We start from the raw sequence: 13,310 nt of genomic DNA, 5'->3' as shown, positions 1-13,310 counted from the left end.
CTGGCTCCCGGACCCGGCTGCGCCGCATGCCGGCGTATGATCCTACGGCCGTGCCACCGAGCGGGAAGCGGCGATACCAGACCGGAAGGAAGCGGAGCGGCCCTTGATTACGCGATTACGTATATTCAGGAAAAGCTGATATTCATTGCTCTCCGCTTCGGTCTGGGATAAGGCGAAGCCCGCTGGCGAATTTCTCACTCGCCGGCTGTTGTTCTCACCCGTTCTCCACCCCATGAATTACCCCCGTATCCGGGCCGCCGTGACGGCGACCCTTGCGTCTCTGTCGGCTTGTGCCTCCGCGGCATCCGTTTCCGCTCCCAGCACGGAGTGGACGCAATTGGCAGGAAACTACGACTATCTGGCCGACCAGCAAACCGGTCAGCCTGCTGGAGACATCGTCGGGGTCGGCAACAATGCCGGCTTCTTCACCACCTTTAACGACAACGGTTCCGCCAGTGCGACCGATGGCACTCTCGGCTTCCGGTTGCGTCTGGATGCCGCTGGCGGCAATGACAAAAATCCGTCCTTCGACCGGGTCGCTTGGGTCGGAGTGGATGCGGATGGGAATGGCTCGGTCGACGCATTTCTCGGTCTCGGGAACCAAGGGAATTCTTCCAGCTTGGGGATCTACGCGCCCGGCTCTTCTGCCAATACCTCTCCAAACACCACCTCGATTGCTGCCTCCGCGTCGTTTAGCTACGCGATTGGCGCGAGCAATTACAACTACCGGGCTGTCGACTATCTCACTGACGGCGGCACCAGCAATGATGCAACGACCGCGACCAGCGGGGATGCCGATTATTATCTCAGCTTCCTCGTTCCCTTCAACGACTTGGTTTCCTACCTCGCCACGAAGAACATCAACATTTCCGACCAAAGCCCGCTCCGCTACGTGGTGGCGACTTCAACCCAGCACAACAGCCTGAATCAGGATTTGGGTGGCGTGAACGGCGGGATCAACTCGACCTCGACCTGGACGGAACTCGGCGGGTTTTCTCAAACCACCAATGCCATGGGCACCGTCGTTCCCGAACCGTCCGCCTTCGCGATCGGTGCCTCGCTGCTCCTGCTCGGTGCCCTGCGTCGTCGCCGGGATTGATTCACCGGCAAGAGTCCGGCACGGGAGTCGCACGGCGGTCTTGGAATGCGGCATCGGGTTCCGGGGGGTCCCCACATCTTGTGGATTCTCGGAGCTTCTTTGCCCCTTCAGGGCACTCGGAACCGGATCGACGAAGGGATAGGTAGGCGATCGCGGATTGCGTCTCAGCCGATGCTGCTGATTCCGTCGCTCTCCTCGTGCGGCACGGGCTCGGGGATGGCCTTGTCTTCCCGGAGTCGCTTCAGCCGGATCTGCAAATCCGCCAGCGCGTTCATGAAGTAGATATACGCGTCATACGGACTGCCGTACGGCGAGAAATACTGGTGCACGCTGCCATCCGTGCCGCCCTTGGTGGACATCCAGTAGAAGTGGTCGGAGGTCTGCATCTTCGCCCAGACGTGGGCGAGGTCGGGGTCCTTGGCGGCCAGGACTTCTTCCTCCAGGCGGTGGATCTTGGCGATAGCCTCCTGCTGCATCACGTTGCCGGTCCAAGCGCTCAGGTCGCGCTCGGCATCGGCCCATGAGGTCGGCCAGTGGCAGTCGTATTCCTTGGAAGCGCGGAAGATGTCCACGATCTCGCCGGGAGTCACCCATTTGATATCTTGATCCAGCACCGCTTCCGGGAGTGCCGACCAGAAGTCGAAGATGCCGGTGTCCTTCCACTGGTGCTCGCCGATGGTCTCGTAGTCGAGGAAGAGGTTCACCACGTCCCCGGGTGCCTTGGCCAGCCAGCCGGCGAATTTCTCCGGAGTCAGGGGATACTCCAACCAAGTCTTGTCGGAGAAGCGGAAGCCGAGGTCATCGGACAGGCCGACATTGCGCAGGATCGTCTTGAGCTGCGAGACGTGCGGCGCGCGGTAAAGGTGATTCGGCGATTGGCCGTTGAGCACCCAGGGCACGCCCTCGGCCAGGATGCCGTCGAAGCCCATCGTCTCGGCCTGCGCGGCGATCGCGTTGTTGTAGATCAGCTCGGTATTCCGGAAGACACGCGGGCGGACGTGGAAGGTGTCCTCCAGGATCTCCAGATGCTTGTCCACCTGGCGCTCGAATTCCTTCTTCGAGTGCAGGATCGCCAGCGAGTGATAGTAGGTCTCTGCCAGCAGCTCGACATTGCCGGTGGCGACGAGGTCCTGGAAGGACTTCAGCACGTCCGGCCGGTGGTGGGCCATCTGCTCGATGACCGTGCCGCTGATCGAGAGCGCCATCCGGAAGCGCCCCTTGCTGTCCTCGATCGCCTTCTGGAAGATCGCATTCGCGGGCAGGTAGCACTTCTCCGAAACCTTCGAGAGCACCTCGCCGTTCAGCCCGTCGTCCTCATAAAAGGCATGTTCGCCGATGCGGAAGAAATCGTAAGGGATCAGCCGGTTCGGCTGGTGCACCTGGAAGTAGAGGCAGACGTCGGGCATTGGGAAAAAGTGCCGAGTGATCAGTGATCGGTGATCAGTGAAGAATCGTGGGCGGCCCGGCTCATCTCACAGAAGCGTGCACGAGGTCCTCATAAATCGCCACGACCTTTTCCGCGGCGGCGTCCCAGGTCGAGGCGGCCATGTCCAGTGCGGCTTGCTTGACGACCCGCTCGCGGAGTTCGTCGTCTTCCAACAGATCGATGATGTGCTTGGCCATCAGCTCGACGTCCCAGAAGTCGGCCTTGAGCGCGCCCTTGAGGACCTCGGCCACGCCGGATTGCTTTGAGATCACGGCCGGGATGCCGAATTGCGCGGCTTCCAGCGCGGACAGACCGAAGGGCTCCGAGACCGAGGGCATGCAGTAGATGTCGGTCATCGAGAGCAACTCGTTGACCTTCTCCTTGTTCAGGAAGCCGGTGAAGTGGAAGTAGCCGCCGAGACCGCGGAAGGCACCGCTTTCGATCAGCGGCTTCAGGCGCTCGCCGGTGCCCGCCATCACGAAGCGGACGTTCTTGTTCACATCGAGCACCCTTTGCGCGATCTCCAGGAAGAACTCCGGGCCCTTCTGCGCGGTCAGGCGGCCGAGGAAAAGGACCAGCTTCTCGGGGAACTTCTTCCTGGTGCTGAAGACTTCCACCGGCTCCGCGCCATTGTGGACGGGGTGGACCTTCGCGGGGTCGATGCCGTAGTGGCCGGAGCAAATCTGGCCAGTGTAGCGGCTCACGGGAATCACCGCGTCCGCTTCCTCCATGCCGTATTTCTCGATGTCGTAGATCCAGCCGCGGGCATCGGCACCGGCACGGTCATATTGCGACGCGTGGACGTGCAAAACGAGCGGCTTGCCGGTGGCCTTCTTCACCTCCACGCCGGCGAGGAAGGTCATCCAGTCATGCGCGTGGACGATGTTGAACTCGGTCAGCAGCGCGAGCTTCGCGGCGATCTTCGAGAACTCGACGACCTTGGTCCCAAGGTCGGCCCCATAGAGTTCGCCCATCTTGAATTGCTCGAGCTGGTTGCGGGTCGTCTGGGAAAAACGGATCTCGCCGCCGGGCTCCATGCGGATCTGCTCGGCGGTCGTCTCGCTGATGTCGTAGGGATCGAGATGGATCGGCACGCGGTCGATCTGGGCGAAGCTTTCGTAGCGGTACTTGCCCTCGACGGTCTGCAATTCCTCGACGCGGAGGTTGTTCAGGCCGGTCAGCTCGAAGCCCTCGAACTGCGTGTCCGGCGCGGCTCGCGGCACGATCACGCGGAGGTCCACGTGCTTGGCCAGTGCTTGCGAAAGTCCTAAGCAGGCGATCCCTAGACCACCATTGATCAACGGGGGAAACTCCCAACCGAGTTTGAGCACGCGAAGACGGTTCATGACCTGTATGCAAGGCTTGGGGAGCTGATTCTCAGGCACTCCCACAACCACGGATGTGCCTGAGCAATGGTCGGGCCAATGTCGAGGGAAAATACGGAGTTACACGTACCGAGCCCGCCACATTGGCATCGGCGACATTCATGACAAGGGGGAATTTTGCTCCATCAGACGGCTATGTCCGATTTTGCGCGGAACCTTTATCGGGCTGCTTGCTTGCTCGCTATTTTGAAGCCGGGACCGTTTGCTCTCGAAATGCCGACGAGGAAGCTCATCTCACTTCTCGTTGCGGTCGCAGTTTGGCTCGCCACCGGTTGCAGCAAGCGAGCGCCCGCCGGCCAGGTGGAGAGCAGCGCAAAATCTGCACGAGCATTGTCAAACGCTTCGGAGCGGAAGGCGGCGCAGATAGGCGAGTGGCATGTAACAGCCGATTCGGCCGAATATTCTACCGATGGCAAGACCGCCACCTTCACAGGCAAGGTCCTACTGGCGCTTGAGATGGGCGAGGGGACGACAATTCTCGACGCCACGAACGACCCCGGAAGCTCCGCGACTTTCGACCTCGCCGCCGAAAAGCTGCTTACCAAGAAAGGACGCTTCGATTCGTCTCGGATTCTCGGAGTGGCTTCGAAGCGAGAGGAAGGAGATTACTAGGCTTTTCGTGCGGACAGACGACTCCGCCAAACTACGTGTTCGCGTATTGGCACGGGTCGTGCCATGGTAGTAGAAATGGGAGGTTCGACCTCCCCCCGATCGACATGGCATCTGAAGAATTCTCCGGCAATTACATGGAGAAGCACCAGACCGCGGCAGCGGTTGTGGACTTCGTCCCCGGCGGCGTGCGTGAAATGCGTAAACCCGGCCCCGGCATCTACGAATTCCTAACGGACAATGGCGTGCTCCTCCAGATGCGCTTGGTCGCGGAGGGCATCGTCCGCTTCCGCTTCTCGTCCGAGGGTCGCTTCGATTCGGATTTTTCCTACGCGATCGATCCCGCCTTCATCCCCGAGCTGCCGCCGCACGAACTGATCGAGTTCGCCGATGGCTACGCGCTGAAGACCGGCCGGATCTCGGTGCGCATTGCCCGCCAGGGCCTCAAGACCACCATCACCAACACCGTCAGCGGCCGCATCCTCTGCCAGGATGACAAGGGCTACCACTGGGAGGACAACAAGACCTACGGCGGCGAGATCGTGAAGATGAGCAAGATCTGCCAGAACGGGGAATACTTCTACGGCCTGGGCGACAAATCCTGCGACCTGAACCTGCGCGGCAAGCGCTTCGAGCTCTGGGGCAGCGATACCTACGCCTACGGCCCGCAGACCGATCCGCTCTACAAGAACGTGCCCTTCTACCTCAGCCTGTGCCGCGGGAGGAGTTATGGCATCTTTTTCGACAATACTTTCCGCACCGGCTTCGACTTCGGCAGCGACAAGCCGAATGTGACCACCTTCCGCGCCCAGGGCGGGGAGATGGACTACTACTTCATCCAGGGCGAGACGCCGCTGGAGATCGTGCAGCTCTACACCCGCCTCACCGGCATGGCCGAGATGCCGCCGCTGTGGGCGCTGGGCTACCACCAGTGCAAGTGGAGCTACTACCCGGAGGCCACCGTCCGCGGCATCACCAGCGGCTTCCGCGACCGCAAGATCCCCTGCGACGCGATCTATCTGGATATCGACTACATGGACGGCTACCGCTGCTTCACTTGGGATGCCGAGCGCTTCCCGGACCCGAAGAAGATGGTGGCCGAGTTGGAGGAGCAGGGCTTCAAGACCGTCGCGATCATCGACCCCGGCCTGAAGATCGACCCGCTCTATCCGGCATGGGTCGAGGGCATCGAGCGGAACTACTTTTGCCGCCGCCAGGATGGCGCGCTGATGAAGGGCTCCGTCTGGCCGGGCCTCTGCCATTTCCCGGATTTCACCCGACCCGATGTCCGCGAATGGTGGGCCACGCTGTTCAAGGAGCTGATCGGCGAGACCGGCGTGCGAGGCATCTGGAACGACATGAACGAGCCCGCGGTCTTCGAGGACGGAACCTTCCCGCACGACGTGCGGCACGACTACGACGGCCATCCCTGCTCGCACCGCAAGGCGCACAATATCTACGGCATGCAGATGGTCCGCGCCACCCGCCAGGGCCTGAAGCTCTGGGGCAAGGGCCGCCGCGCCTTCTCCATCACCCGCTCCGCCTACGCCGGCACCCAGCGCTTCGCCTGTGCCTGGACCGGTGACAACGTCGCCTCCTGGGAGCACCTGAACATGGCGAATACCCAGTGCCAGCGCCTCGCCACCTCGGGCATGTCCTTCATCGGCTCGGACATCGGCGGCTTCATCGAGACGCCCACCCCGGAGCTCTACCTGCGCTGGGTCCAGCTCGCCGTCTTCCACCCCTTCTTCCGCACCCACTCCTCCGGCGATCACGGAGAGCAGGAGCCATGGTCCTTCGGCGATGACACCACGGACTGGGTGAAGCGCGCGATTGAGATGCGCTACCATCTCCTGCCCGCCATCTACACCGCCTTCTGGCAATACGTGAAGGACGGCACGCCGATGCTGCGCTCCCTGCCGCTGGTCGATCACCAGAATCCCGATGCCTACTGGCGCAGCGCGGAATTCTACTTCGGCGATCACCTTTACGTCGTGCCGATCCTGGCCGAGGGCGAGGAAGGCCGCTTCCTCTATCTGCCGCGCGGCGATTGGTTCGCGTATCACGATGACTCGCGGCCGAAGGCGGTCGCCACCGACATCTGGATCGAGTGCCCGATCGACCGCATCCCGGTCTTCGTCCGCGGCGGGGCCGTCATCCCGCACTGGCCGCTCCAGCAATACGTTGGCGAGATCCCGCACCCCGAACCGGAGCTCCGCACTTGGTGGAAGGACGGCAGCGAGACCAGCCGCTGGTATGAGGACGAAGGCGACGGCGAATCGTGGAAGGAAGGCCACTACCGCGACTCCACCTTGCATGTCGAAGGCGGCGAGGGCCGCCTCGCCCTGAGCCGGGAATGGCAGGGCTCATGGACTCCCGGCTACGGGAGAATCCACATCACCTTCTGCGGCATCGGCAGCGCCGAGGCCGATCTAACAGTCGTGGCCGACGGCAGCGAATTCGCCGCCACCCGTGGTGACGACGGCCGCTACCGCGTCAGCGTCCCGCCGGACTTCAAGACCCTCGAACTAGCTTGGGAACCGGTGGCCTTGGTCCATAAGCGGGTGGAGGAGACGGCGAATCATTGATGGCACTCCCGCGGCCCCCTCATTCATACTCCCACTTCATCACCCACGGATCGCCCGTCTCCTTCTGGATCGCCTTCAGCCGCTGCTTCATCGCCTTCAACCGCTCCACCTGCTCCGGCTCATCCGCGAGGTTCTTCGATTCCGCGGAATCCTTCACCAGATCATAAAGCTCGAATGGCGGGCGATGGATGTAGGAATCCACCGTGCGCATCCCATACGCCGCGTCCTTGCCCCTCTTGAATTGCGCCTGCCAGGTCGATGCCGCCCACAGGTCGGACGCGAAGGGGTAGGGGAGCGGCGAAGCGATGTTCCAGATCAGCTTGTACTGCCGGTCGCGGAAGGCGCGCATCGGGTAATACATCTGGATCTCGTGGAAGGTGTGGGAAGCCGAGACCTCGTCCCAGCCTTCGCCATGCTCCTTGCCTAACAGGCCGATCCACGACCGCCCGTGATAGCGCTTGAAGGCCGGTCCCGCATTCTCCCCGGCACCCGGCTTCGCCACCGGCAGCAGCTTGGAAGGCGCGCGTCCTGAAGCATCCAGGCCGCCCGCCGCATCCAGCAGGGAAGGCGTAATGTCCACGTGCGAGATCATCGCATCGCAGGCGATTCCCGCCGCGCTGCCCGGCATGCGCACCACGAATGGCACCTGCAGGCCCGCCTCATACACGGTGGTCTTCGCGCCCGGAAAGGCCATCCCGTGATCCGCGGTGAAGACGATCAGGGTATTCTCATACTGCCCGGCCTCCTTGAGCGCCGCCACCAGCGCGCCCAGCGCCTTATCGGTGCGCGTCACGCTCTGGTAATACTGCGCCAGTTCCGCGCGGCACTCCGGCGTGTCCGGCAGGAAAGCAGGAACCGGCAGCGTCTTCGGATCATAGACCGCCTCCTCGATTCCCGGATAGCTCTGCCCCCGCGGCGGATTGCCGAAGCGGTTCGGTTTCAGTTCCTCCGCGGCGCTCTCGTCCTGCGACCCGCTGCGGTGCGGATCATTCGTCCAGAAGCACAGGAAGAAGGGCTCCTCCGACTTCTCCGCGAAGAGCGGCTTGCAGGCATTCACCCAGTCCGGCGTGTTGTTAGAGCCGCCGCCCTTGAGGTAGCGGTCGAAGTGATACACCGACTCCGGCGCGATGTGGATTTTGCCGATGTGCGCGGTGCGATAGCCTGCGGCCTTCAATTGCAGCGGCAGGCTCAGCGCGGCGCAATTCCCGAAGGTCGAGAACTTGTGGTAATCGTGAGCATGGCCGTACTGCCCGTTCGCGTGGTTCTGCAGACCCGTCAGGATCACGGAACGGCTCGCCGAGCAGGAAGCGGTGGTGGCGAAGGCCCGGGTGAAGCGCGTGCCCTCCTTCGCCAGCGCATCGAGGTGCGGCGTCCGGATAATCGGCGAGCCGTAGCAACCCGCGATCGGGCTTTGGTCATCGGTGACGAAGAGCACGAGGTTCGGCTTCGCCCCGGCGAGCGCGGACAGGGCGATGATGAATAAAAGAAGATAGCGGATCATGGTGAAGATGGCAGGGATCGCTTTCCAAGCGGTACGGCACCCAAACTGAACCGGCTCTGTTTCGAGATTTCAGTCTATTCCCAGCCGGACCTTTCGGAGAAAGGACCCTGCCTCAGATCGGCCGGCCCAGGAAGACGCAGAGGATCCTGGCGTCCTTGCCGCCGGGATTGAAAACGCGATGGTCCACCTCGGCATCGAAGTAGGCGGCGTCGCCCTCCTTCAGCGTGTGGACCTCGCCGTTGTATTCAAAGGAAATCGCGCCATTGAGGACGATCAGGAACTCCTCGCCTTCATGTGGCATCGCCTCACGCCTGCCGCCGCCGGCGGGAACCTCCAGCACGAAAGGATCCATGTTCCGGTCCGGCCGGCCATGGGCCAGCGCGAAGTAGTTGATGTCGGACTGGTCGCGGTCGCGCTCGATCTCCTTGCGCTCGTTGGTGCGCACGATGCTCAGCTTCGGCTTCTCGTCGAGTCCTTCCAACAACTCCGAAATGCTCAGCCCGAGCGCTTCGCAGAACTTCGCCAAGGTCGGCAGGGAAGGGGTCACGCGGAAGTTCTCGACCTTCGAGAGCAGGCCCTTGCCCAGGCCGGAAAGCTCGGCCACGCGGTCCAGCGTGTAGCCGCGCGCCAGCCGTGCCGCTTTGATCCGCGATGCAAGTTCGACCAGGTTCATGTTTCCCGGAAGACAACAGCCGGCGGAGGGTCGGGTCAAGTTTGCCGATGCCCCTCCGCCGGCCTTGTCGACCCCATGTCAATTAGGGCGTGACGCCCTCAACCCGGAAAAAGCGCTTCGCATCGGCCGTGCCCGGCACTTGCAGGAGGAAGTCTCCGCTGCTCGCCGCCGCCGCCACTCCAGGGCTGGCGGGCGTCAGGCTGCCCCAAACGGGGCCGAGCGTGGTGGACGCCCCGGGCTTCAGCTTCAGGGTGAGCGTGTTGTTAGCCTGGTTGCGGGTCAGCACGGTCTCGCCCGGCTGGACCCCGCCGAGGTTGGTGAGGATGTAGTTCACCGTATCGAGTTGGCTGACCACCGGGTCGGTCTGGCTTTGAAATACCTCGGCACCGTCCGGGATCAGGTCGGCGTCGGTATCGGCATCGGTGGGGACGGTCCCATAGACCACGAGTTCCTGGTAGGTGCTGAGCCCGTCGTTGTCCGGATCGGAGCTGTCCTGGACGAGGTTCGCGGTGATGGTGACGGAGCCGGTGGCGATGTGGGTGAAGAAATCTTCCTGGGTATTGAAGGGAGCCGCCCAGCCGTTGGCGAGGTAGCCCAGCGCCGGGAGCATTCCGACTTCGACCTCGTCGTTGAGATTGTAGAGGCCGGTGCCGAAGGTTTCGCCCCCCGCAGGATCGGAGGGATCGACGCTGACGAAGGCCTTGCCGACGGCGGCGAGATCGTCGTCCAGCGCCAGGGCGTTCTCGCCACGCTGATAGAGTTCGGTGACCTGGTTGGCGGTCAGAGCGCGGTTCCAGAGGGCGACCTCGTTGATCATCCCGTCCCAATCGCGATCGCTGGCGGCATCGGTCCGCTGGCGACCGAGAAAGATGGCATCGAAGTCGATCGTGTTGGTGGCCACCGTGCGGTTGCCGAAGAGCAGCCCATCGACATACAGGCGCAGGGTGGTAGTCGTGCCGTCCGAGGAGATGCAGTGCGCGACGTGGTGCCAGACCTGGGTGCTCACGCCGGTGGGGCCGAAGCCGGCAGCCGGTGTCTGGCCGATGTAGGCGAGATACTGGTAGGCGCTCTGCGGCGTGGCGAAGGCGGTATTGGAAGTGCCCCAGGAGACATCGAAGCCCAGGTCCGATTCGAAGAGGTGGTAGCGGTTGCTCGCATTCAGGCTGCCCGGGGTCAGCGCGTGCCATGCGGAGATGGTGAAGGAGGTGCCGAGCTGGTCCGTGCCAAGCGGGATGCGGACGTATTCGTCGCGGTCCTCATCGAGGTTCAGGGCTTTGCCGACGTGAAGGTCGGAGCGGTCGCTGATGCCGCTGGTGGCGGCGGTGAAGTCGGCCTTGCCCGCGAAGCCCGGGCCGGTGGGATTGTCGGCCGTGGCCCAATCGGCATTCAAGGTGCCGGCGCGGGTGGCATTGAAGCTGGTAGCTCCCGGAGCCTTGTTGGCCAGGCCGGGGGCACCGGTTTCCTCGAAGTCATAGTAGGCCAGGAGGTTGCTCGTCAGGTCGGCCTTGGCGGCGGAGAACGGGAGGATCGCGCCGAGGGCGATCAGGGAAAGTCGTGTCGAGTTCATGGCGAAGCGGGAATCGATGGGATGAAGTGAAGGAATCGTTTCAGCGGTGTCTGCGGCGGAGCAGGGCGAGTAGTCCGAAGCCCCCAAGCATGGCCGCGGAAGGCTCGGGCACCTGGCTGAGATACAAATCGTCGACCTGCCCCGCGGTCAGCGTGTTGTCGTAAATCATCACTTCATCGATCTGGCCGTCAAAAGCCCGGTTCTCACCGCGGAACATCCCGATGTTCAATCCAATCACATTGAAATCCGTGGCATTCGTATTGGCGGAATTCAGGACGGATCCTGCAGGCTGGCCGTTGATGTAGGTTGTGATACCGATATTCGACCCGATCGATGCATAAGTCTGGGTGACATGGAACCACGTGCCCGCGGTGCCGGCACCGGTAATCAGCGTGTTCGTATCGGGGCCTTTCGTGAAGGTTTGGCCATTTCCCGTGGTCGGATTGGCGTTGTAGGAAATGTCGTAGTCGGTGCTACCGGCGCCGTCGTTGCCTTCCCACACATAGTGGCGTGCGTCGCTGCCCGCGGTGAAGGGCGAGTCCACCCGATACCAGGCGCTGATGCTGAAGTTGTCGCCGAGGCTGGTGAGAGATGCATTCGTCCCTCCGCCGAAGGTGACGCCGATGGTCAGGCCGTCCACCGGCGTGACGGCGCCGCCATCGATGCGCAGCACATTCCCGGTATTGGGGACATTTGAACCAACCGCGGTTTGGCCCGCCGTCGGGGTCGAGGCGCCATTGACGGTGGCGACCGCGCCGCCGGTGACCGAATTGCTAAAATCCGACTCGAAGCTGAACCGTGCGACGAGTGCGGCATTCGCCGGTGCCATTCCAAGCGCGGCGCAGCAAAGGAGATATCGCATGTTAATCATAGTGCGGGAAGTGTGATGGTTGGTTTTGCTTGCAGCAGATTCTCAAGGCTGGTGGGTGCGCACCACATAGCTGTTCAGCGTGCTGGAAGGCGCGGGGAAGGTGATGTTCCAACCGTCGCCGGAGGGGACGATGGAGGCCGAGGGACTGCCGAGATCGATATCTTGCCAGAGATTCTGGTCGGCCGATCCGCTCAGCGAGAGGGACAGGCTGATCACGCCGGTCGAGGCATCGCGGCCGATGCGCAGCGGCGCAAGGGCGATGGCACCTGCCCGGTCCGGGTCGAGGTTGTTGCGGACGAAGTTCACCAGCGCGCCATCGCTGGCGGTCGGACTGGTGCCGGTGATCAAGATCTCGTCACCGTCTGGAATCAGGTCGCCATCGGTGTCGGGATTGCCGGGCAGGGTGTGATGGACGACGGCTTCGTCGTAGTTCGACAGGCCGTCGCCATCGCTGTCCGCCAGATCTTGGGTGAAGGTGGCGGTAGCGTTGGCCGCGGCGGAAGCGGTGTAGGTGAAGGAAGCGGCTTGGCCGGTGAAATCGCCGGTCCAGCCGCTGAAAATGTAGCCGGGATTGGCAATGGCGGAGACCGGGACGGGGACACCGGTGTGGTAGGTTCCGGAGCCGTTGATCGTGCCGGCATTGACGGGGCTGGAGGAGAGCGCCACCGCCACCGATGTGAGGATCGGGGTCCCGGCCGTGCCGAGGGCATTGAGTTCGGTCACCTCCTGCGGCGTCAGCGAGCGGTTCCAGACGCCGACCTCGTTGAGCATCCCGTCGAAGACGCGCACGCCGTTGCGCGCGGCCCCGAAATTGATCGAGGCGAAGTTCATGGTGGTGGTCGCGGCGGAGAGGACCGCGCCCACTTGGGCCCCGTCGATGTAGACGGTCAGGTTGGTGTTCGCACCGTTCTGCGTGAAGACGTGCGCGACATGGTGCCACTGGCCGGTGCTGAGGGTGGCGGAGGGGCTGGAAGCTGCCTCGCCGATCCACGAGGCATACACGCTCCCGGCGGCGGCATTGGTGCCGAAGGAGACATCGAAGTTGGTTCCGCCCTCGAAGACGTAGTCGCGCAGGACATCGGCGGTGCTGCCGGTATTGTCCGCATCCGGTGCCAGGAAGAACCAGGCGGAGATCGTGAAGTTCGGGCCCAGCGCCGTGGCGCTCAGGGTCGGGACATTGAACCAGCCGCTGCCCGCCGTGGTCGAGGCATCGCTCTTGGCGACATTGAGCGCGGTGCCAGCCAGAAGATCGGAGCGGTCGGTCGTCGCGGCGGCCTCCGCACCCGCGAAGGTCGTGCTGCCGGCGTAGCCCGCACCGCTGCCGAAGGCGGGAATAGCACCGGTCGTGGTGCCGCTGCCGTAGCGTCCGGCGTGGGTCGTGTTCCCGGGAACCATGTTGGCGATACCCGCGTTGCCGGGTGCCTCGAAATTGTAATACGCGATCAGGTTATCAGTCAGCGCGGCCCGGGCGGACAGGACGCCGGCGGCGGTGAGCAGTGCGAACGGAATGGGATTTTTCATGATGGTGTAGAGTGGGCGGGGGCGGAAGGGCGGTTGCTGATGAAGTTCTTTCGTTATTCTTTGGGAAACC

10 protein-coding genes are annotated in these 13,310 nt (G+C 63.0%); 3 read left to right on the top strand and 7 right to left on the bottom strand.

What is annotated here, in order from left to right:
* The first annotated feature begins 232 nt into the window (after nt 1–232).
* Nucleotides 233–1,099, top strand: coding sequence for a hypothetical protein (locus tag ABWK72_RS08025; protein ID WP_367874271.1), 867 nt, complete (start codon nt 233–235; stop codon nt 1,097–1,099).
* Nucleotides 1,100–1,263: 164 nt separating this feature from the next.
* On the opposite strand, the gene ABWK72_RS08020 is transcribed toward ABWK72_RS08025, so the two are convergent.
* Together ABWK72_RS08020 and ABWK72_RS08015 are read right to left on the bottom strand one after the other, a co-directional pair.
* Nucleotides 1,264–2,505, bottom strand: a complete 1,242-nt coding sequence (locus tag ABWK72_RS08020; protein WP_367874270.1) for a glycoside hydrolase family 57 protein — start codon at nt 2,503–2,505, stop codon at nt 1,264–1,266.
* A 61-nt stretch (nt 2,506–2,566) separates the two neighbouring features.
* Nucleotides 2,567–3,871: a glycosyltransferase gene (locus ABWK72_RS08015; protein ID WP_367874269.1), complete on the bottom strand. Its 1,305-nt coding sequence runs from the start codon at nt 3,869–3,871 to the stop codon at nt 2,567–2,569.
* Between the two features lie 174 nt (nt 3,872–4,045).
* On the opposite strand from ABWK72_RS08015, the gene ABWK72_RS08010 reads away from it, so the two are divergent.
* The gene (locus ABWK72_RS08010) at nt 4,046–4,522 is read left to right on the top strand and encodes a hypothetical protein (RefSeq protein ID WP_367874268.1); all 477 of its coding nucleotides are present in this window, start codon (nt 4,046–4,048) and stop codon (nt 4,520–4,522) included.
* Between the two features lie 104 nt (nt 4,523–4,626).
* Nucleotides 4,627–7,107 (top strand): TIM-barrel domain-containing protein, encoded by a 2,481-nt coding sequence (locus ABWK72_RS08005; RefSeq protein WP_367874267.1) that lies wholly within the window; start codon nt 4,627–4,629, stop codon nt 7,105–7,107.
* Nucleotides 7,108–7,126: 19 nt separating this feature from the next.
* Here the strand turns inward: ABWK72_RS08005 and ABWK72_RS08000 are convergent, their stop codons facing one another.
* From ABWK72_RS08000 to ABWK72_RS07980, 5 genes are all read right to left on the bottom strand, one after another.
* Nucleotides 7,127–8,608: a sulfatase gene (locus ABWK72_RS08000; RefSeq protein ID WP_367874266.1), complete on the bottom strand. Its 1,482-nt coding sequence runs from the start codon at nt 8,606–8,608 to the stop codon at nt 7,127–7,129.
* 112 nt (nt 8,609–8,720) lie between these two features.
* A complete protein-coding gene (locus tag ABWK72_RS07995; protein ID WP_367874265.1) occupies nt 8,721–9,281 on the bottom strand; it encodes a cupin domain-containing protein in 561 nt (186 codons plus the stop codon).
* 82 nt (nt 9,282–9,363) lie between these two features.
* A complete protein-coding gene (locus tag ABWK72_RS07990; RefSeq protein ID WP_367874264.1) occupies nt 9,364–10,848 on the bottom strand; it encodes a LamG domain-containing protein in 1,485 nt (494 codons plus the stop codon).
* 40 nt (nt 10,849–10,888) lie between these two features.
* Nucleotides 10,889–11,710 (bottom strand): LamG-like jellyroll fold domain-containing protein, encoded by an 822-nt coding sequence (locus ABWK72_RS07985; RefSeq protein ID WP_367874263.1) that lies wholly within the window; start codon nt 11,708–11,710, stop codon nt 10,889–10,891.
* A gap of 51 nt (nt 11,711–11,761) precedes the next feature.
* Nucleotides 11,762–13,240 (bottom strand): LamG domain-containing protein, encoded by a 1,479-nt coding sequence (locus ABWK72_RS07980; protein ID WP_367874262.1) that lies wholly within the window; start codon nt 13,238–13,240, stop codon nt 11,762–11,764.
* Between the last annotated feature and the right edge of the window lie 70 nt (nt 13,241–13,310).

The organism is Luteolibacter sp. Populi (assembly GCF_040801775.1).
Lineage (GTDB): Bacteria > Verrucomicrobiota > Verrucomicrobiia > Verrucomicrobiales > Akkermansiaceae > Haloferula.
This window is presented reverse-complemented; position numbering and strand designations above follow the sequence as displayed.